The organism is Qipengyuania sp. YIM B01966 (genome assembly GCF_016461955.1).
In the GTDB taxonomy this organism is placed as follows: Bacteria; Pseudomonadota; Alphaproteobacteria; order Sphingomonadales; family Sphingomonadaceae; genus QFOP01.
In genome coordinates this window covers 15752-36615 of the sequence record NZ_JADMNM010000012.1, presented here as the reverse complement: position 1 = coordinate 36615, position 20864 = coordinate 15752, and the positions used below count along the sequence as shown (strand labels likewise).

Sequence of the window (20864 nt, the reverse complement as noted above, 5' to 3'; positions counted from 1 at the left end):
GTTCCGATGCATCTAAACCTCCAGCACTTTCATCACCTCGTCGCCGAGGTGGTTCACCACCTTCACCGCCACCCGCCCCTCCTTCGGCCGCGCGAACGGGCGTGACCTCGTGCGGTTGAGCGAATCCCACGCCTCCTGGTCCACCTCCGCCTTCAGCGTGGTCTTCAGCGCCTTGTAGGGGTCGTTCGCGCCGGGGAAGTAGGCGTGGCGGACGAAGAAGCTTTCGTAGTTGTAGTCGGTGTCGACGAACCACACGGCGATGTCGTCGGCATCGCCGCTTTCGATCTGGCCGCCCTTGTACATGTCGACGCCCTGCACCTCGATGCTGATCATCCCGTCGCCCTCGTCGTGCACCACGATGTCGGGTTCGCCGAACACGGTGAACAGGTTGCCCGCGCCGGTGTTGGCGAGGTCGGGCATGTGGAGGTCGGGATTGATCCGCGCTTGCAGCACGGTGAGCGGGCCCATCCGGTCCATCTCTCCGGCGTGGGCATCGAAGTTGAACGCGGCGGCGATCAGCAGGTCGAAGCCGGCGTCCATCGCCTCGCGCGCGGCGGCGGTCAGGTCGGCGCGGCTGACGGTGCCGTATTCGGGGCCGACGAAGATCGCGGCGCGACGGGTGGGGGCTTCGGATTTGGCACTGGTCCCAGATTCGTCGCCCTCGGCCTCGGCTTCCGTGAGCGACTTCTGGCGCACCGTGCCTTCGGCGACGAGCCACTTGCCGGGCCACAGCGTGAGGCTTTCGAACACGAGCCGGTCGGCCTTGTGCGCCTGCTGGACGCCGCTCTTTTCGAGATTGGCGAGGACCATCTGGGCAAAGTCGGCGCTTTCCCCGCTGGTGCCGGGCTGGCGGCGGCCCTCGGCGGCCTCGAGCTCGTCGAACAGGCTGTCGTCGACATCGACCGCGGGGACGCGGTGGGGCGAAAGGCTCTCGACCGTGAACGGCCCCGCCACGCGCACCTTGGCGTTGTCGGTGTAGGGCTGGTCGTAGAGATATTCGGTATCGGCCTTGGCGGCGATCGAGGCGTCGATTTCCTTCTGCCGGGCGATGCGTTGTGTCCACCAGTCAGCGTGAGCGGAGCGCGCGGCTTCGGGCCAGTCGGCGCCCGCTTCGCGCGGCACTTCCCATTCCTGCCACTCGGTGCCGAGCGCATTATTGAGCGCCTGCCGCAGCGGTTCGAGGCGGGTCTGGTAGTCTTCCCAGATCGTGTCGATCTCGGCGTTGTTGGCGATGGACTTCAAGGTGATGTGCGGCACGCGCTTGTAGACGAAGCCTTGGCGGATGCGGCCCTGCGTCGGGGTGTCGCGCGGCGGGGTGCGGGTGACCTCGCCTTCCTTCAGCTGCCCCTCGCGGCTGTCGGCGAGCAGATACCAGGGATAGCGCGCGCCCATGATCCGCGCCCGGGCGAGCGCGAGCGCGACCCGGCTCGTGTCGATCGTGATCCACCGCCGCCCCCACGCTTCCGCGACATAGGCGGTGGTGCCCGAACCGCAGGTTGGATCGAGCACCAGATCGCCGGGATCGGTGGTCATCAGGAGGCAGCGTTGCACGACTTTCGGCGACGTTTGCACGACGTAGGTCTTATCCGTTGTCAGACCTGCCATCGCGGTGTCCATCCAGACGTTTTTAATTCGGTCGCCAGGGGACTCAGCCGAATACATTTTATACATCAGGCTGTTTCCGGCAGCGGTGATCCGACCAGTCTTCGCGGCGAGATTGACCAATGCTTCGGGTGCGACACTCCAGTGACGATCGCTGCCGGGACTGAATTTCTTGCCTTTAATTTCGAGAGGTGAGCTCCGTGTCGAACTTGCCCCCTGCGAGTTGCAAGGAGCCAAACGGTAGCGTCTCCATCCGGCTTCCTCGCGCTCCTGAAGTTCCGCTAAGGAACTTGGAACTTTTATTGTTTCGCTGGCGCTCTCATCATCAAGGTATTTATAGTCGCGGTCAAAGTTCGCGCCATCAGCCTTGTCATTAATCAGCGCCCGGACTTTTACGTTCTCACGATCCTTTGCATACCAAACAAGATAATCGGTGACATTCTCTAGCGTAAGGTCGGATTTTCCTCCGGACTTTTGAAAAGCAATAAGGCCGGCGGCGTTCTCCTCCCCAAACACCTCGTCCATCAGCGCGCGCACGCGGTGCACGTTCTCGTCACCGATCTGGACGAAGACGCTGCCGCTCTCGGTCAGGAGGTCGCGCGCAACGGTCAGGCGGTCGCGCAGATAGGTGAGGTAGGAGTGGATGCCGTCGCGCCAGGTGTCGCGGAAGGCCTTCACCTGCTCGGGCTCGCGCGTCAGGTGGTCGGCCTTGCCGTCCTTCACGTCGCGCGAGGTGGTGGACCACTGGAAGTTGGAGTTGAACTTGATGCCATAGGGCGGGTCGATATAGATGCACTGCACCTGGCCCTTCAGCCCCTCGCGCTCGGCCAGCGATGCCATCAACTTCAGCCCGTCGCCCAGGATCATGCGGTTCGACCAGTGCTGGTCATGCGCGTAGAACTCGGTCCGCGCATCGGGATCGACGCCGTTGAAATCGGCGAACAGGTCCGGCGCGGCATCATCTGCGGCGCGGGCGGAGGCGCGCTTCAGATCCTCGATCAGCGCCTTGGGATGGATCTTCTCCTGAATATACAGCGGCGGCGCCTCGACCACGAGGTCCGACCAGTCCGCCACATCCTTCCCCCGCCACACCAGCTGCGGATCGAGATCACGATTGCGCCGCTCGTAAGCGACCTGGATCGGCCGCTTCATCTCCGCCGGCACGAACGTTTCCAGCTCCGCCGTCGGCGCATTCCGTCGCGTCGCCTCGTCGTGGGTGAGCGTGTCGACGGTGAGGGGTTTCTTGGGCATTAGTTTGATAGCTCCACATCGACCGCTTTCTTCCATTTCTGGAGAATGGCTTGATTGTCGATCAACCAGCGCCGCAGTTTGTTCGCCTGGAATATTCCGGCACGCAGCACATCCGCTTGAGCGGCAAAATCTGATTGGTTGTTGGCCGGCTTTGTCGGAAGCGACATGACAAGGCCGGGCGCCGGGGTCCGCTTCGAAGGTGGCTTCGTGGAAAAGCTCGCACCGACTTCGGCAGCATCGTTCTCGAACATGGCGCGAAGGTTTTTCAAGGCCGGCCCCCACCCAGCAAAAGTGGCCGCGACATAGTTTGCGCGGTTATCCTGCCCTTTGCCGAGTTCATGAGCGAACCGCCGTGGCCTTATCTCAGGCGGCAATATCGATAGAGACGTTGCGGCATCGAAAATCATGGAAACACTTTCGTCCGGATTGGCCGCCTTCCGCATGCTGGGACCGGGAATGAGCTCAGGTGCGGTTTCGGCGACCAACGCGCAGTATCGAGCATTGAAATCTCCGATCACCTCATTCGGAACCGGCTCGTAGCCCCGTCGTGACTTTCCGATCGCCTGTTCCAGCACGTTACCGCGAAACCGATATCTCCGAGGTTCACCGCTTTCGGCTCCCTCCCTCGCGCGAAAGTATTTCGCCAATTCCTCATAGGAAACGATCGCATCGAACTTTCCGACAAATGCGCGGTGTCGGGTGGCGTACGTTTCCGGACAAACGATTAGCATAGCGCGCCTTTGATATGCGTTGGCAAGCACCGCCAGCTCTTCCCGGTAACTTTCTGCCTGATCCTGCTGCTCCGATGCGTCGAGTTTGTTCTCGATGAGGATGGCCGCGTTCGATCCATCCACAAAATCGATCTCACAGAAGATGTCTATTTCGCGTCTATTGCGCGTGCGCCGCTTGCTGTGAAGCACTGTGGCCGATCTGATGGCCTGGTCCCAACCAGCATGACCTGCCATCCAACTGACAAAGTTGTGACACGAATACAGTTCCTCCACCAACAACAGGTCGATGTCTCTTTCGGTTGCGTGTGTCAGGGTCGGGATGAATTCGTTACTCATGCGTCAGCTCCTCGACCCACCCCATCCATCCACTCGCGGATCACCCGCTCGAACTCGGTTTGCATCGTCCACTTCTCTGTGAACTCGGCAAAGGCCCAGCGGCCCATCGTGCCGAGGTTGTTCACCCCGGGCACCCAGTAGGTGTGCATCGTCTCGGCCTTGTCCTTGGCATCCTCGTTCCGAAAGCCCTTGATCTCGACCACCAGGTTGAGTGGGTCTTCCATCCCCTTTCCGTCGTCGATCTTCAGAACGAAGTCGGGGCGGTAGCGGCGTGCCTCGCCGCCGGCCCGGTAGGGGACTTCGAAGCCGAGGTTGTGGTTCTTGACCCAGGCGAGCACGCGCGGGTGCGCGTCGGCCACGCGGCAGAACTCAAGCTCCCAGTCGCTGTCGGCGATGGCGTAGTTGAAGTGGCATTTCGGCCCCGCCTCGTAACGATCCTGGCTGGTGTTGAAGCCGACGTGCCGCGTGCTCCCCTCGCGGTTGTAGGGATCGAGCATGGCGAGCATGCGGTTGCCGCCCTCGGTCCCGCGGATGAGCGCGGCCATGATCCGCTCTGCCACCCGGTCCGCGATGTCGTAATAGAGCAGCTGCGCTGGCTGCGTATCGCCCTTGCAGACGAGGTGTTCGCTCATCCAGCGACGGACGATCTTGCGCATCTCCATTATGAGCGCGGGATTGGGCACCTCGCCATCCTCCGTCAGGAAGCGGCGGACGATGCGGTCGGCCAGCTTCCAGACGATCGCGCTTTGGCGCTGCTCTGAGAGGTGTTCGAGGTTGAACTCGGCCGTCTCGCCGACAATGCCCGAATTGAGCGTGATCGCCGCGCCGACGAGGTCGGGTGTCAGCTCGAGCGCTGAGTCCGGCGTAAACTCCGCCCGCAAGGTGTCGCGCGGAAGTTCGGTGCGATAACCCTCGACGCGCGGGAAACGGATTTCCACCTCGTCGCGGTCGGGGCTGATCGCCTCCACCCGGACCATCGGCGGGGGCGGCTTGATCGGCGCCTGCACCGCCTGCGCGGTAAAATCGAAGGGGATGCCGAAGATGTCGGCATATTCGACGTCGAACTTGTCTTCGGCATTGAGCTGGTAGGAAACGCGGCGCAGAGCACGGCCGATCACCTGTTCGCACAATAACTGCGTGCCGAAAGCCCGCACACCGAGCACGTGGGTAACGGTGTTGGCGTCCCACCCCTCGGTGAGCATCGAAACCGACACCACGCAGCGGATCGCCTCGCCCAGTTGGCCCGGCCGGCCGACGGTGTTCATCACCTCGCGCAGGATGTCGGTGTCGGACACCTTCTCCGCCGCGGCGCGATCGCCGGTGCGCTGGATCAGCTCGTCCTTGAACCGCTCGATCTCGGCCGCTGCGGCATCCTTGAATTCGGCACTGACCGCCTCGCCGCTCTCGATCTGCTGGCTGTCGATCAGCAGCGTGCGCATCTTCGGCAGCGCAACCTGGTCAGCGTCGAAATTGCGGAACAGCTCGCATTTGCCCTGCATCAGCGAGGTGTTGCCGTGGCTGTCTGTCACTTCGTAGCCGGCGATGTAATCGTGCACGAGCTTGCTGGTCGCGGTGTTGTTGCACACCACGATGAACACCGGCTCCACCGCCATGCCGGCATCGCGCCACGCCTCGAACGTCTTGACGTAGTGACCATACAGCGCGTCGATCGCGGTGAGCAGTTCGTTGGGCAACTTCTGCGGGTCGAGGTCCTTGCCTGCCGAGCGCCCCTTCTTGGGCAGATCCTTGCCGACGTGTTCCCACAGGTTGCGGAACATGGGTGTGTCGCCGCCCTCGACATTGTCCATGATCGGCACGCGGGGGAGCTTGACGATCCCGCACTCGATCGCGTCCATCAGGCTGAAGTCGCTCATCACCCAGCCGAACAGCGAGCCTTCGCGGTAGCCGGAGCCCTTGAGAAAGAACGGGGTGGCGGAAAGGTCGTAGACCATCGCCAGGCCGAGCGTGCGCTTCACCGCCTCGAGCCCGCTGATCCATAGGCGGGCAGCTTCGTTGTTTTCCTTCGCCTCGGCCTTCTCGTCACCCTTGAGCGCCTTTTCCTCCTCGGGCGTCAGCGGGCGCTCGCGATAGCAGTGGTGCGCCTCGTCGTTGAGGACGACGATATTCTTCATGCCCATCAGCGCGCCCGCCACGCGGCGCAGCATCGCGCCGTCGCTCTCGGGCCGGGTCGAGGTGGCGAGCGCCGCCTGCTGCACCTTGTTGAGGCTGACCTCGTCCTTCTTTTTGAAAGCGTGGTAGTTCGTGATGACGATCTTTGCCTGTCCGAGATCGCGGAGCATGTCCTCCGGCACGATCTCGCGGCTCTTGTAATAGCTTTCCGGGTCGTTCGGCTGGAGGACGCGCAACCGGTCCTTGATCGTGATCCCTGGCGCCACGACGAGGAACCCTTTCGAGAACTTTTTGGCGTTGGGATGGCGGACCGCGTTCAGCGTGTGCCAGGCGATCAGCATCGCCATTACTGTCGTTTTGCCCGCTCCCGTCGCCAGCTTGAGCGCAAGGCGCATCAGGTCGGGGTTGGAAGCGGCATTGGCGGCTTCGAGGTGCGTCCAGAACCGGCGGCCCTGTGCGGACGATTTGGGCGCGACCTCGGTGAGCCAGATGACCGTCTCGACTGCCTCGACCTGGCAGAAGAACGGCCGCTGATTGGCAAAATCGTGCGTGCGCCAATGTCGCAGCAGGCGGGCGGTGGTCGGTGTCACCTGCCACTGGCTTTCGGGCAGGAGTCGCCAGCTCTCGACTGCCGAGCGGATGCCGTTGATCGTCTCGGTCGGATTGTATTCCTGACCGCCCTCGCCCTGGAGAAAATCCGACTGTTGGGCAGTGGCGGTCTTGCCGCGGGTAGCGCGAGCCTTCGGGATGGGTGTGGTTAGGTCACTTCGCCGACGACCCGGCTCGATCACGCCGGTGGGTTGGCCTCCGTCACCCAGCGCCCAGTGCCGGTCCGGCTTGGCATAAGGCGAATTGAGGATCGGGGATTCGAAAAACGCTTCGCTGCTCACTTGATCATCGCCTTCTCGATCCCTCGCCATTCGTCCTCATGGCTGCCTTCATGGTTTGCCATGCCCGGTTTCGTCAGGCAGCCCTTGGGCACGGTGTAGCTGTCGATGCGACGCTCGGGTTGTTCGCGCCATTGGATGTTCACCGCCCACATCTTGGGAAAGAAGTAGAGGCTCGAATAAGGCAATTGGTCGTGGATCCACCACGCCAGCTTGCGCCAGTCGCCCTCGGCCTGGAATGTGTCCCAGAACGCGGGGACGACGATGCAGGCGGTCGCGCCCATCCGGCCCTCGGCATCGCGGCGATCCCAGATGTGGTCGGCGTAATTCGCCTCGTTCCGCGCGCAGTTGTAGCCGTGCTCGTTGCCGAATGCGTTGACCGCGCAGCTGCGACAGGCCGAGCGGATGGCGATCCGGCCGAAGCGGTCCTGCAGCGGCTCGAGCAGGTCCTCGCACAGCCGCGTGCCCGCCGCGATGGCGAGTTCCGGATCATCGGGCACATTGGCGAGACCGTGGATCGCCGCGATGTCGGAGAACAGGAAATTGCGAAGAAAGAAGCTCTTCGACAGGCGCGTTCGGCCGAGGTCTTCCAAGGCTTTGACGGTGGCCGGCTGCTTCATGGCAGATCTTCTTCGCGATACTCACCGACGACCCAGATAAAGCTCTGGATGTCCAAGTTGTCCCTTGGATGCAGATCGGAAATTGCCGAACGTGTCTGGTCGACCAGTGTGAGAAGGTCAGCATAGCCGGCAGCACTGGGAGTTGCGTCATAGTCGTGATGAAAAGAAAGACCGGTGCGCTGGGAAAAATCGAGTGTCACCGTCGGCTTCAAATACATCTCGGCTCGAAAATTCCACAAAAACGGCAGATAGGTGATCAGTGGCCACGAGATCCTGCCATGTGGCGACAGCGCACGGATCATGCCATCAATACCCAACTGCCGGTCACCCTGCAGAAAGCGAGCAGCGGATTTGACGAACTCTGGTCCGTCCGCACTCAGGAGCGTCTCCCTCAAGCGCGCAGTCTCAAAGGAGGATAGCATGTTGATCCAGATAGCGCTGCGCGCGACCCGTTTCGCATCATCGTCATTGGCGTTGATGGCGTCTTGCGGCGAGAGGGCGGCATTCAATGATGCAGCTGCTGCCTCTTTGTAGGAACGCTCCCCTTTCGAACCGGAATCGCCCGCAAAGCCGCCAGGTTTGAAGCGAAGATATCGCTTCATTGCCTCCTCGAATCCAAAGTAGTTCGGCTCCAATTTGCCTGCCTGATTGCGGAGTGCTGCGAGGAGCTGCTCTTCGTCCGAATGCCGTATGATCTCGCTTCGGGATCCGTCGCGGATCACCGTTCCAGCCCAACCATCGCCTTGTGGTTGCCAGCGGAGTTGCGCTTTCCCGTAATTTTCAGACTTGGTCATTTGCTCACGCCTTCCTGGATCGAGAGCTGCCTGTTGATGTTTGGCACGACAAATCTGGTCGCAAGCCTGAAATCGCCGCTTTCCCAGCTTCCAATCGCTCGCGCATGACATCGCGCAAATCCTCTGGAGCGACGATCGCCACCTCACCGCCCCACGTGAACAGGTGTTCGGCCATTTCGCGCAGGCCTCCGCTTCGGAATCGAATGAGCAGGCCGCCGTCCCCCGTTTCTTCGATCGTCTGCGTTGGGTGGAAGCTCCAGCCCCGCGCGCGATCGGCGGACGTGGCCGCTACCTGTAGCACCACGTCATGCGTGTCCTCGCGCCAGACGCCGAAGCTCTGTGCCAGCCATCCGTCGAGATCCCACCCCTCGGGCGTGCAGCCGAGCTGATTGCTCGAACGCACCTCGCTCATTCGGTCGAGGCGAAACATGATGGGCGGCTCGTCGCGATCGGGCATCTGGCCGACCAAGTAGGGGACCGAGCCGTGGATCAGGCCGAAAGGTATAACGCGCCGCCATGCTGGCTTGGTCGCGCTTTCTGCCCGGTAATCGAATTCGAGACAGCAGCCAGCGAGGATCGCGCCCTGAATGGTGGCGATTGTCTCGGGCGCGGCGACACCGGCGGGACCAGGACCGACCATCCCGCGCTGCAACCGCGCCAGCGCGTCGAGATCTGGGTCGAGCCGCCGCTTCTCGCGATCATCAAACGCGGCCTTGACCTTGCCGAGCAGGCTTTCGAGCTGCGGCGCATGAGCCGCGCCCTTGCGCTTCAGGGTCGCGACCTCAGTCTGCAGCGCCGCGATCTCGGCAGCGTTCGGGCGGGTGTAGATGCGGCGCAGGCCATCAGGAATGCGGAAACGCTTGCGCCGATCGTCGGCCAGTTCCTCGAGATCGAAAGTCTCGCGAATCACATCGCGCAACCGTTCGGCAGTGCGTCGGTTAACCTCGAGCTCAGCAGCCATCTCGTCGAGCGTCAGCCCATCGACCGTATCGGCCAGCAGGTGGACGAGGCGCAGCAATCTGCGCGATTTGGCCATTCGATCGGTCATCGGCGCCCCCATGTCCGAGTCGAGAACGACCGGACCTGTCGCAGAGGCTTGTCGCGTCAAATACCTGCCGAGACAAGTAATTCTGAAACGGTATGCCCATTTCGGCGGTAATTGTCGCCGAATTCTAGCACTTCTTTCAGCGCGCGAATGATCGTATCCCTGTCAGCAGCAATATCGATCTGCGCGATGCGCAGCTTTTCTCGTCCTCCCGCCATACCGAAGGCCATACGCTCACCGGCTGTTGCCGTTGGCGCAGTTGGATACAGCAGCAGGAGGTCATCGCATCGATAGAGCCGGGCATAAGCCATGAGCTGGTAGACGTCGGCTTGGCTCACCCCGCCCTTCCCCTCAAACGGTTCCGCCAACGACTTCCACTTCGTATCGACGATCGTGAGCACGCGGTTCCCGCGGCGCAGGATGATGTCGGGCTTTGTCTGAAAGGTGTTTCCAATGCAGTCCTCGTTTGCGACCCACGGCCCGAGGCAGTGCCGCAGCCCGCCCTGCGCGACCACCTCGATGTCGCTAGCGGCCAGCGCCCGCCGCAGCATCGCGGCGACATAGCTTTCGAACAGGTCGTTCATCGCGAACAGGAGTGTGACGCCCTCAGCCGCGCGCTCGCGGTGATGGGTTGTTTGCCACTCGCGGTCGAGCAGCAGGCGCGCGAGTCGGAAGAGGCTTGCCCAACGCCGATTGGTCCGGTCGATCCGCACGCCTTTCCAGTCGAGGCGGTTTGGGGGCACCAGAGGGATGTCGGCCAGCACGTGGCGCAGTTCGCCGAGCGTGCGGCGGGTGTCGGCGGCGCGGGCGTGCTTACCCAGGAAGACAACCGCGCTCGCCATGATCCGCATCAGCGGAGTGTCAGCATCAAGGCGATCGTAGCGGCAGGAGAGCCGGTCCGAGCGCACGGCGTTGCGTGTGAACTGGCGCACAACGTCGAGCCGACCGCGCAATGCGGGCAGATCCTCTTCGCAAGGCTGATACAACCGAGGGAGCCCCCGCCGAACCTCTGCGAGGAGCTTGTCGGCGAACTGGCGGATCAGGATTTCGAGCAGGGTCGAACTCTGCCGGTGCATCGCGGAGGCATTCCCGGTGTCAAGATCGAGACCCAGCGCCACGTCGAGCATCTGGACCAGGCGACCACGCACTGTCGCGGCGCTCTCATCGGGAGCATCCGGATCCACCTTGGGCAGGATCTCGAGGCTGCACCCTCGAGCGGCCACCATACCGACCATCTGCCGGGCGACGATCCGGTCATGACGGTAGACGAGGATGTTGGTCGCATCGCGATGCGCCAGCGGGTGCGCGCACGCTGCGGCATGGAGCGCGCCCGCCTGGTCGCGCGTGAAGCCATTCTTCCCCAGCTGGAGCTCACCCCATTCACGGACGGTGTGGTGGCTCATTTAGGTTCGCCGATTGCCTCGTCGTCGCTAGCTGCTTCGACTGAGGCAAGCATAGCCTTTCCAGACACGAGCCGATGGTAGGCTCCCTCATCGAAGACCTGTTTCACGCGCCAGGACTTAATCGGCTGGCCCTCCCCCATCGGATCCTTGATCTCGGAGCAATCGAGGAAGTTGCCGCCCTTGTCCTTCTCGCCCAGCACTGCGGCGAGGCGGTTCCAGTCGTCAAAAAAGTATTCCTGCAGCAGCGGGATGACCTTGTCTCGCATGACCGCATCGACCTTGGCCTTCGTATCGCATCCGATGAAGAAGGCATGCCCGATCAGGTGATCGCGATCGACAAGGTATTCGATCCGCTGGTTCATGGTGTCGAGCACCTTGGCGAGCGGCAAGCCGCTGTCCGCCTCAGCTTGCTGGAAAGCGGGCACGGAGGTGTCAGGCGCGATTTCCTCGAACCGGAACCGGCGGCGCAGCGCGGTGTCGAGCAGCGCGATCGAGCGGTCGGCGGTATTCATCGTGCCGATGATGTGGAGGTTGGACGGCACCCCGAATTCGCGCTTGGAATAGGGCAGCCGCACTTTGAGCGCATTGGGCTGGCCGAGCCGCTTGTCCGGTTCGATTAGGGTAATGAGCTCGCCGAATACCTTGGAGATGTTGGCCCGGTTTATCTCGTCGATGACCAGGACGTAAGGCTTGGCATTCGATGTCGTTTCATTCTCATCCGGCGCCTCGTTGACAAGGCGCGCAAGCGCTGTCCAATCGATCGCCGCAGGATCGAGCCGGTATACCGAGTGGCGCCGAAACCACTTCGGATAGAACGCACCACGATCTTCGCCTGAATCGTCGCGCCAAAGCCAGCGCACTCGTCGCCGATGGGGATGCCTTTCCGCATCCGCGTGGAATTCATAAGGGCTCGTAACTTCGCCAAGTGCTCGAAAGCGGTCGCGTCCGTCGGAAACAACGACATAGTCACCTTCCTGCATCCATGCGCGGAGCGCGTAAAGCTGCTCTACATTGGCATCCTTGCCGGTTGCGTCCGGATCGACATCGGCCTGCCATCTGTTCAGGATGGCGCTGAACTCGTCATACTTTGGATCGCTCCAGTCGATCGTGCCACCCCAACCCAGCGTGATCTCGTTGGCGTCGAGTGCTTGGCGGATTTCATCCTCTTCCGAACCTTTCTCACCCAACGCGATCTTGAAAACCGAGCGCTTCGGGTCGAGTGCGCTACCAGCATTGCTGCCTCGGTCGAGCACAGCGCGTTGCGCTAGGTCCCGAAAAATGCCGGGATGAACGCTGAGACTGAGGCCCTTGTGATACTCATCCGTGTCCGCCTGCCCGTCTTCGCTTGCGACCGGCGGACGCAGGCCCTCGACAAAATCCTCGTAACTGAAATTCTGGTGGAAAGTGACAAATTCGATGCGTCCGTCCTTACGCAAGCGTTCGTATTGCTGGCTCAGCTCGCTACGAACCGCGCTCGGGTGCTCGCCGCACAGTCTCACCGCTTCTTCCATCGTGCGAAATGTTTTGCCGGTACCGGGAGGGCCGTAGAGGATTAGGTTCACAGGTGCCATTTCAGCCCTTTCCTCGTTGTTCGCCTGAAGATCGGAATGCCCACGCCAGACATTTGGCCAGTGTCCATCGCGACCGGCATTTTCAATTTTGCAGCGCCCGGCGATCTCAACAACGTCTGGCTCGGTTAACCTGAACACACGTCCAGTTCCATCAACAGGGATAAATACAGGTGGGCTTCGCTGGATAAGTCCGAAGCGTTCGGAAGCACGTGTTTCGGCGGCCTCACGCCTGCCTATGACCAATTCATAAGGCCTGGTTGCATAGAAGAAGATATCCAGCCCTTGTGCATGGCATTGTTCGACAAAATTACGAAATGCTTGCGACTCCTGGTCAGTCCACCCGGCGCGAGCCACCTTGAAACCTTCGTGCCAATCAAAATGGCTCCAGGTATCTGCATCGGGATACTTCGGTTCATTCCCGCCCAACGCCACCCAGACGAATCCCTCCACGTCGAACAGGTCTTGCGGCTCCCACCCGAATTCCTTGTCGAGCAGGCCGAGCAGCGCGCGCATGAGCTGAAGCCATTCGGCGAGGTCGGCTTCGCGAAAATCGTTCTGCGGGAAAAGCCTTCGCCCGAAGAAGCGCCTGCCCATCTCCTCGATCTTGGCGATCTTGAACCAGCTTGCCTCCTCGGGATGTAGCGTGGCCCAGACGGTGATCGAGATAGACAGCACTTCCCCGCGTCGCAGGCCGGCGATGCCGGCATCGCGGAGCGCTTCAAGTTCGCGGGCGGCGAAGGCGATTGCCTCTTCCGCGGGCGCTTCGCTACGAACCAGCTGACCCAGCGCGTTGTAGAACCGATCGGTCAATGCTCTCTCGGCTGATTGCACTTCGGGCAACGTCCGCCAATTCAACGGCACGCCCTGCTGGCCGCCAACGAGGATGCGATAAATACCCCCACCCGCCGTCCGGTCGTCATCGCCGCTCGCAGCGATCGCGCGGGCATTCTCGATCAGCTGGTTCTTGTAGCGTCGCTCGATGTCCCAATAGGCGCCCACAGTCTCGCGAAACGATCGGAAGCCGGTCATCTGCCGTAGGAAATTGTCGCGCGCTCGCTGAAGTTCAGGCCAGTCGATGACGACGAACCCGAGCTCTTCCAAAGTGGTCTTGCATAGGCTTCCGCCTGCGCGTGCATCGATGCCTTGCTCACGCATAGCCCAATGGACAATCGCCTTGCTGGGATAGCGCCGACCCGCGTGGACAAGCCAATACCTGTTCGGCAGCCTGCGATCTTCCATGCCGCCGACAAAGGCATCGGGTGAACCCGCGGCATCGCAAGCCTCTATTGCGGCCAGAATGGCTGCACGGTCGAGGCCTGACAAGCGCCCACTGGGGTGCTCCTGCGCCTGGCAAAACCGACGATAGGTCGTCAACGCAGATCGGTAGGAAGCGAGGTTCTTGTAGATGTTGCCGTCGATCGTCAGGGCCGTCGGATTAGGCCTACCGGAGGCGGCATCTGCGCTCGTGTAGGCGAAGGTCGCAAGCAGCGATGCCATTTGGTCATCACGATAATGCGCGTCGAGATCGCCATGAGCTTGGTCGACCCGTCGTGCGTCGGACATCTTCGTGCCGATACTGCGAGGAGCAAGCTCCTGCGTCTCGAGCCACGCTCTGTATTCGTTATCCCTCACCCGTCAGGCTCCATCGGATTTAAAGACCTTCATCTTCTCGGATGCTGCTGCGTCAGAACCGGACGCAGATTACTTTTGCGAGAATGCTACCGGAGGGTTGCCACATTGTAAGCCTAGGCGCGACAGGTCATTGCCGCCTTGAACGCTTGCCGCGATTGTCTGGCGACGAAGTGCGACGGCTCGGATCGGTAGGATGGACGGGAAGAACCATAAGCGAATTTTTGGGGGTATGATTTGGGGTAAATTTTGAGATGCGCCGCGGTTGAGTGAATTGATTTCAGATGGTTACCCGTTAAATGTGGATCCCTCCGTCTCCGCCATCATCCCTGATCATCGCTGACACCTACGCTTCGCTGCAAGCTGCCGAGAAGGTGACAATGAAACGGGGGTATTCCGAAACTCCTGCAAGAGCGCTTTCCCGGCGGTATCGTAGGGGCTTTCGCGCGTTTTGCGGTGTCGTGTGTCACCTTCCGTTGCTGGGTCATGGTGAGCGGCTGTCCGGTGGATGAGAGCGCATAGGGGCGGGCTTGCGGCATGGCGCCACCATGCCCGCCCAGCGCGGTGTAGGACAGCGCGTCAGATCGCCGCCGTCAGCCGCACCCAGCCGCCGCGGGCCGCACCGGGGAGGCGCTCGCCTACCGCGACATCCGATCCGGGCACCCGGTTGCGGCCCGCGAGGTGCGGGCGGTAGAGCCGGTTCGTCAGGTTCTCGATACCCCCCGCCAGCTCCAGCCCGCGCGTCAGCCACAGCTGCCCAAACAGGCCGAGCACCGCATAGCCTTCGCTGACGCTTTCGCCATTGGTGGCCGACACGTTGTTCTGCGCCGCAGCGGCGAGCAATTCGGCGCCGACGACCCAGCGCGGCCCCTCCCGCGCGGCGGCAACGCGCAGATTGGCCGGGGCGACGCGGTAGAGATCATCATCAATGTCGCGCCGTTTCCCGCGCACGAAACTGGCCGTCCCCTCGACCACCAGCACGCCCAGCGGCCGGGCGGTGAAATCGAGATCGAGGCCATACAGCTCGGCCGAGACGTTGCGGAACATCAGCGGGGTGGCATCGCCGCTCATCGCGGCGACGCGTTCGGACGCGCTGTCAAGCACGCCGGGCGTGCCGTCATAGGGCGTGCCCTGGATGTAATCCTCCACCCGGCGATAGAATGCGGTCGGGCGCAGCGTGAGGGCCCGCGTGGTCCAATCGAACCCGGCCTCCGCGATCCACGCGGTTTCCGGGCGCAGCGCCTGATTGCCGAGATAGATATTGCCATCAGCCAGGCCATAGCTCGCCTCGGTCGGCAGCCAGGCGAAGCGTTCGAGCACGCTGGGCACGCGGGTCTTGCGCGCCAGCGTCAGGCGCGGCGCAAAGGCCGCGTCCTCGGCCCACAGCTTGAGCACGGCGTCCCATATCGTATCCTCGGCCGCGCGCGCCGAGGCTGCGTAGGCGGCAGCAAGCATCCGCGGCATGGCCGGCACGGCTGCCCCCAGCTGCGGCAGGCCGGCGCTCTGGCGGGTGCGGTCGAGGCGCAGCCCGGCTTCGACCGCCCAGCCGCCCAGCGCCGTGCGGGCCTGCACAAAGGCGCCCGCCCTGCGGCCATTCATATCGGGCTGCGAATCGATGAAGAAGGCGGCGTTGGCGGGGTGGGTGATGCGCACGAAGCGGTCAGCCCACTGCGCGTCGGCCCCGACCAGCAGGTGCCGCGCTGGTGTGCCCAGCCGCAGCCGCGCCTCGGCGGTGAAGCTGTCGGCATCGGCGTAGGTCGCCCGCGCGCTGGCGGGCGTGGCCACCGGGCGGCGGACGGTGATATCGTCCATCAGGTGCCGCACCGCGACATGGCCCATTCGCAGATCAAGCCGCGCCGCCGGTGCGATCTCGCCCCCAAAGCCGGCCTGCAGGAAGTCGGTATCGAAATAGACAATGTCGAGCGCGTAAGGCGGGTTGCCACTGGGGTCGGTCTCGCTGCGGCGATATTCGATGAACGCCTCGCCCGGGCCGGCGCGGAAGCCGCCTTCGACGCCCATCAGCGCCCGGCGGTAGGCGGTGTCGCCGGCGCGTCCACCGGGGAAGCGGTAATCCTCGCCCTCCTCGCGGCTGGCGATCACGCCCAGCCGCCAGCGATTGGTCGCCAAGCCGGCGAGCCCGCCCACGGCAAAGGAGCTGTTGGCTGATCGCGCATGGATCGCGGCCGCGCCGTGCGCCCCGGCCTCGCTGCTATCGGTGAACCGCGCATGGAGCAGCCGCGCATCGACCGCTCCGGCGAGCGCCGGCCCATCGGCCACAGGGGCAACGCCGCGTACAATGGTCAGCGATTCGACCAGCACGGCCGGCGCATAATGCAGCGGCGGGTCCATCGCGTTGGGACCGCCGGTGGCGAAGCTCTGGCCGTTGATGCGGCCTGCCACCCTTTCGCCCGCCAGCCCGCGATAGGACAGTTGGCCCGAGAGCGGCCCGTTGATCGCCGCCGCCCCGCCGGGCGCGCGCGCGGCGATCGTGGCGGCATCGGCGGGCAATGCAATCGGGCGCGGCGCTGACAGCGTGTCGGTCGTGGCGGCGGCCGGGCGCGCGGTGACGAGGATGGTGTCGGCGAGCGGCGTGGGAGGGGGGCGGCGGGGTGTGCTCGGCCCGCGCAGGGTGGGCCAGCGCAGCGGCTGGCAGGGCGGCAGTGATGATCGCCGCGCCGCGGCGGCGGAACGGGGTCTTGGGCATGGTGATGCGATCCCTCGCAAAGGAGACAGGCGGGGCCGCGCGAGCGTGTGCTCACGCGGGCGGGTTTGGCTTACCTGTCAGCGAGGGGCGGTGCGGTTGGCGGCGGCCAGGCATGGGCCGGAGCGCCCGGGGCTTGCGAAGCAAGCAGTGCGGCGGCCGCCAAAACGAGCGGCGCGGGAGCAGGCAGCAGGGGCGCCAGCGGGGGCGGCGGGGCTAGTGCGGGGCTGCCCAGCCCGGCAAACGCGCAATGCCCGTTCGCCGCGCTCTCCTGCAGGGCGGGGACGTGCTCGCGCGGAATGGTCAGCTGCGCCAGCCTCATCCCGCCTGAGGCATCCGAACAGATGCTCAACGTCAGAGTCAGACTGTCGCTGCGGACCATCATCCCAGCCGGGATCAGCGCGCGAAGCGCAAGCGCAAGCGCCGCCAGCGCCAGCCACAGGGCGGCATAGCGGTGCATGGTCTGGCGGAGCGCGGTCACCGCCGGCCTTTGGCGCGGGTCGCGGTGCGCCGCACCCCTCTCAGCGGGAGAAAGCGAGGCCGAGCCAGAATGTGCGCGGTGCGCCCAGATCGGTGCTGTTGCCGACCCGGCGAGTGACGATGCGGGCATCGGTCAGGTTTTCCGCCCGCGCGACCAGCGCCAGATCGCGCATCAGCGGCCAGCGGGCAAAGGCGTCGAGCAGGGTGGCGGGCGGCAGACGGTCGGCCTCGTCATCGGCCTCGTATTGCGCGGAAACATGGTGCAGGCGCAACGACAGGCGGCGCCTGTCGTCGGGCTGCCAGGCCAGCGTCAGCGCGCTGGTGAAGCGGGGTGACTGAGCCGGGCGATTGCCATCCAGCGCGGCGGAGGCGCCCTCGCCCACGATTCGAGCGGCGGCGTAATATCCGGCCGCGTCCAGCCGCCATACCCCGCGCGTAGCCGCTACCACCGCTTCCACGCCGCGCGCGCGGATCGCCGGCAAGTTCTCGCGGCGGCGCAGATTGGGGCCAATGGGGAGATTGGCGATCGCGCCGTTCAGGCGGCTGTCGAACGCGGTCAGCGTCATTTCGACGCCCGCAGCCGGCCGCCAGTCAAGCCCGGCCTCGATCCCGCGCAGCACCTCGTTCTCGAGCGTCGCATTGGCCTCTGTCAGCACCGGAAACACCGCGAACGGGCGGTATAATTCGTTGAGCGTCGGCTGGCGAAACCCGCGATAGGCGGCCGCGCGCAGCGCCAGCGCCGGGCCCGCCTGCCATCTGGCCCCGCCGCGCCAGCCCAGCTGCCAGTCGGCGCGGTCGGCAAAATCCACGGCGCGCTGCACTGCCCCGTCGCTGGCCCGTTCCTCAAAGAACCCGTCGCTGATCCGCCCGCGATCGAGCCGCACCCCGCCGGTCAGCAGCACCGGGCCAAGGCGTGCGTCATGCTCGGCGTAGAGGCCAAGATCCGCCACCTGCCCGCCGGCGCGGCGGCGCGCGGTGATCCGGCCGGTGGCGGCGTTGAAGGCCGTTTCGCGTACGAAGCCGCTCGCCTGCCGGTAATCGACCCCCAGCCGCAGCATCTGCCTTTCCCCCAGTGGCGGGCGCAGTTCGAGCTTGCCGCCCAGCCCTGTCGCCGGGGTCGCCCCCTGATCGAGCACCGGGGTAAAGCGGGTGGCGCTGATCACCCGATTGGCGAAATCGCGCGCCTGAACATAAGCCAGCGCCTCGACCTGCCAGCGCCGCGATGCGACCAGCCGCAAGCTCGCATCCTGCCCGCTCGCGGCGCTGTCGGCCCCGGCAAAGCGGAGCGTGCGGCGGTCGTCAAACGCGGCGATGCGGGCCTGCAATTCCACCTCGGGCGCGAGCGGCACCAGCGCCCGCGCCTGCCCAGACCATGCACTAAACCGCGCCGGCACGCTGGCGGCGACTCGCTCGGCCGCTGGCGTGGTCCAGAACCCGTCCCCGCGATCGTGCCGCAGGTCGAGTGCGGCCCAGCCAGTGCCCAGGGCGCCGGCGATCCCCCCGCTGGCCTCGCTCTCGCCGCGATCGTTGATCGCCAGCGCCGCCCGCGCGCTGCCGGCCTGTTGCGGGGTCAGGCTGGCAAGCTCGATCACCCCGGCGAGCGCGCCGGCGCCGAACGGCCCCGCCCCGCCACCGCGCCGCACCCGCACGGTGCCGATCCGCTGCGGGTCGAGCGCGGGGAACGGGACATGGCCGAAGAACGGGTCGTTCATCGGCACCCCGTCGAGCGTTACCAGCGCCCGGCTCGACGCATTGCCGCCCAGCGCGCGCAGGCTCATCCCTTGTGCGGTCGGATTGGCCGCGCGACTGTCCGAACGGCGGAACTGCGTCACCCCGGCATCGGCCAGAACGTTTTCGAGCCGCCCGCTGGCGGCTGCCACGATGCGCGCGCGGTCGAGGGTTTGCACGCCATAGGCCGGCTCAGCCGGCGGATCAGCCAGCGGCTGTCCGGTGACCACGATTACCGGCGATTCGTCCGGGGACGGAGCGCCCTGCGCAGCCACGAGCGAAGGGGTTGCAGCCATAGCGAGGCCGCCGAGAATGGTTGGCAAGGCGCGCATCGCTCAGCCGTAGCGGGCCATCACCGACAAGGGAACCGGTCCTGATCTGCAACGGGTCTGGCCAAGGACCGCCACATGATTTAGCCTCGCCCGCAAGGAGAGACGCGATGCTGGCAACCGCCCCCGATTTCGACGTGCTGATCGTTGGCGCCGGGATTTCCGGCATCGGCATGGCCGCGCATCTCGAAATGCATTGCCCGACCCGGACCTATGCCATCGTCGAACGCCGCGCCGATCTGGGCGGGACATGGGACCTGTTCCGTTATCCCGGCATCCGTTCGGACAGCGACATGCACACGCTTGGGTTCAATTTCGAACCGTGGAAGCATGAAAAATCGATCGCCGACGCGCCGGCGATTCTGGATTACCTCAATCGCATCGTCGATGAGCGCGATATCCGCCGTCACATCACCTTCGGCCGCAAGGTGCTGAGCGCCGACTGGCGCGAGGACGTGGCGCGCTGGCATCTCGAAATGGAAGGGGAGGATGGCGCGCGCCATCAGGCGACCGCCAACTGGTTGTATCTGGGCGCAGGCTATTACGATTATGACGAGGCCTATGACCCTGGCTTTGAGTTTGGCAGCTTTGCCGGGCAGGTGATCCACCCGCAATTCTGGCCCGACGATCTCGACTATGCGGGCAAGCGCGTTGTGGTGATCGGCTCGGGAGCGACGGCGGTGACGATCGTCCCCTCGATGGCCGACAAGGCCGCGCACGTTACCATGTTGCAGCGTACGCCGACCTGGATGTTCTCGCGCCCGGCCAAAGACGGGATCGCCAATTTCCTGCGCAAGATATTGCCCGAGGAAACCGCCTACCGGCTGACCCGGTGGAAGAATATCCGCCTGCAGGACTTGAGCTTCAAGCGCGCGCGCAGCCAGCCACAGAAGGTGGCGGATTATCTGACCAGGAAGATCAAGCGCGCGCTGGGTGACAAATACGACCAGCAGGCGTTCACGCCGCCCTATGGCCCTTGGGACCAGCGGCTGTGCCTGGTCCCCGATGACGATCTGTTCCGCGCCATCCGCGGCGGCAAAGCGAGCGTGGTCACGGCCAAGATCAACCGGTTCGTCGAGGACGGCATCGAACTCGACAATGGCAGCATACTGCCGGCCGATATCATCGTCACCGCTACCGGCCTCAAGCTGGCGGCGGCGGGCAAGATCGCGCTATCCTGCGGCGGCCAGCCGATCGATCTGACGCAGCATTATTATTACAAGGGCTGCATGTTCTCGAACATCCCGAACCTCGCGGTGGTGTTCGGCTATCTCAATGCCAGCTGGACGCTGCGCGCCGATATCAATTCGGACTATGTCTGCCGCGTGCTCAACACGATGGAGCGCCAGCACGCCGAGATCGCGGTGCCCGTGCTGCCCGACGATGTGATCTTGGAGGATGACGACATCTTTGATTTCTCCTCCGGCTACATCCAGCGGGCCAAGGCAATCATGCCCAGGAGCGCGGTGAACTATCCCTGGCGGCTCAATCAGGAATATGTCGCCGACCGGCGGCGCATGGCCGATGACCCGGTGGAGGACGGGATCCTTGACCTGCGCCATGCGCGGCGCGGGACCGAGGCGGGCCATGAGTTGCAGGCGGCCGAGTAGGCGCTTGGCCACAGGTC

The 20864-nt window shown here is 64.1% G+C and carries 12 protein-coding genes; 1 reads left to right on the top strand and 11 read right to left on the bottom strand.

All coding sequences use genetic code 11. The annotated features are described in order from the left end of the window. Positions 1-12: 12 nt before the first annotated feature. From ILT46_RS11295 to ILT46_RS11245, 11 genes are all read right to left on the bottom strand, one after another. Positions 13-2853 carry a site-specific DNA-methyltransferase gene (locus ILT46_RS11295; RefSeq protein ID WP_199504751.1) on the bottom strand — a complete coding sequence of 947 codons (2841 nt, stop codon included), beginning with the start codon at positions 2851-2853 and terminating at the stop codon, positions 13-15. Further along, positions 2853-3920: a PD-(D/E)XK nuclease family protein gene (locus ILT46_RS11290; RefSeq protein WP_199504750.1), complete on the bottom strand. Its 1068-nt coding sequence runs from the start codon at positions 3918-3920 to the stop codon at positions 2853-2855. Before ILT46_RS11290 ends, ILT46_RS11295 begins: the two co-directional genes overlap by 1 nt. Beyond that, the gene (locus tag ILT46_RS11285; RefSeq protein WP_370592430.1) at positions 3917-6940 is read right to left on the bottom strand and encodes a BPTD_3080 family restriction endonuclease; all 3024 of its coding nucleotides are present in this window, start codon (positions 6938-6940) and stop codon (positions 3917-3919) included. Before ILT46_RS11285 ends, ILT46_RS11290 begins: the two co-directional genes overlap by 4 nt. Then, the gene (locus tag ILT46_RS11280; protein WP_199504749.1) at positions 6937-7557 is read right to left on the bottom strand and encodes a hypothetical protein; all 621 of its coding nucleotides are present in this window, start codon (positions 7555-7557) and stop codon (positions 6937-6939) included. The genes ILT46_RS11285 and ILT46_RS11280 overlap by 4 nt, the downstream gene beginning before the upstream one ends. Next, the gene (locus tag ILT46_RS11275) at positions 7554-8351 is read right to left on the bottom strand and encodes a hypothetical protein (RefSeq protein ID WP_199504748.1); all 798 of its coding nucleotides are present in this window, start codon (positions 8349-8351) and stop codon (positions 7554-7556) included. The genes ILT46_RS11280 and ILT46_RS11275 overlap by 4 nt, the downstream gene beginning before the upstream one ends. Before the next feature lie 4 nt (positions 8352-8355). Further along, entirely contained in the window at positions 8356-9399 is a 1044-nt protein-coding gene (locus tag ILT46_RS11270) for a helix-turn-helix transcriptional regulator (RefSeq protein ID WP_199504747.1), read from the bottom strand. A 56-nt stretch (positions 9400-9455) separates the two neighbouring features. After that, complete coding sequence (locus ILT46_RS11265; protein WP_199504746.1) at positions 9456-10799, bottom strand: McrC family protein; 1344 nt, start codon at positions 10797-10799, stop codon at positions 9456-9458. Further along, on the bottom strand, positions 10796-14002 hold the full coding sequence (locus ILT46_RS12435) for an AAA family ATPase (RefSeq protein ID WP_370592429.1): 3207 nt from the start codon (positions 14000-14002) through the stop codon (positions 10796-10798). Before ILT46_RS12435 ends, ILT46_RS11265 begins: the two co-directional genes overlap by 4 nt. Before the next feature lie 576 nt (positions 14003-14578). Next, the gene (locus ILT46_RS11255; RefSeq protein WP_199504745.1) at positions 14579-16507 is read right to left on the bottom strand and encodes a TonB-dependent receptor domain-containing protein; all 1929 of its coding nucleotides are present in this window, start codon (positions 16505-16507) and stop codon (positions 14579-14581) included. Between the two features lie 266 nt (positions 16508-16773). Continuing rightward, positions 16774-17181: a hypothetical protein gene (locus ILT46_RS11250; RefSeq protein ID WP_199504744.1), complete on the bottom strand. Its 408-nt coding sequence runs from the start codon at positions 17179-17181 to the stop codon at positions 16774-16776. A gap of 40 nt (positions 17182-17221) precedes the next feature. Continuing rightward, positions 17222-19204 carry a TonB-dependent receptor gene (locus ILT46_RS11245; protein ID WP_233397216.1) on the bottom strand — a complete coding sequence of 661 codons (1983 nt, stop codon included), beginning with the start codon at positions 19202-19204 and terminating at the stop codon, positions 17222-17224. Between the two features lie 143 nt (positions 19205-19347). Here ILT46_RS11245 and ILT46_RS11240 point away from each other — a divergent pair, with 143 nt between their 5' ends. After that, positions 19348-20847: a flavin-containing monooxygenase gene (locus tag ILT46_RS11240; protein WP_199504742.1), complete on the top strand. Its 1500-nt coding sequence runs from the start codon at positions 19348-19350 to the stop codon at positions 20845-20847. The last annotated feature ends 17 nt before the right edge of the window (positions 20848-20864 follow it).

Coding starts and splice junctions, on each gene's coding strand:
- ILT46_RS11295 (WP_199504751.1), bottom strand. CDS start 2,853: ATGCCCAAGAAACCCCTCACCGTCGACACGCTCACCCACGACGAGGCG.
- ILT46_RS11290 (WP_199504750.1), bottom strand. CDS start 3,920: ATGAGTAACGAATTCATCCCGACCCTGACACACGCAACCGAAAGAGAC.
- ILT46_RS11280 (WP_199504749.1), bottom strand. CDS start 7,557: ATGAAGCAGCCGGCCACCGTCAAAGCCTTGGAAGACCTCGGCCGAACG.
- ILT46_RS11275 (WP_199504748.1), bottom strand. CDS start 8,351: ATGACCAAGTCTGAAAATTACGGGAAAGCGCAACTCCGCTGGCAACCA.
- ILT46_RS11270 (WP_199504747.1), bottom strand. CDS start 9,399: ATGACCGATCGAATGGCCAAATCGCGCAGATTGCTGCGCCTCGTCCAC.
- ILT46_RS11265 (WP_199504746.1), bottom strand. CDS start 10,799: ATGAGCCACCACACCGTCCGTGAATGGGGTGAGCTCCAGCTGGGGAAG.
- ILT46_RS11245 (WP_233397216.1), bottom strand. CDS start 19,204: ATGGCTGCAACCCCTTCGCTCGTGGCTGCGCAGGGCGCTCCGTCCCCG.
- ILT46_RS11240 (WP_199504742.1), top strand. CDS start 19,348: ATGCTGGCAACCGCCCCCGATTTCGACGTGCTGATCGTTGGCGCCGGG.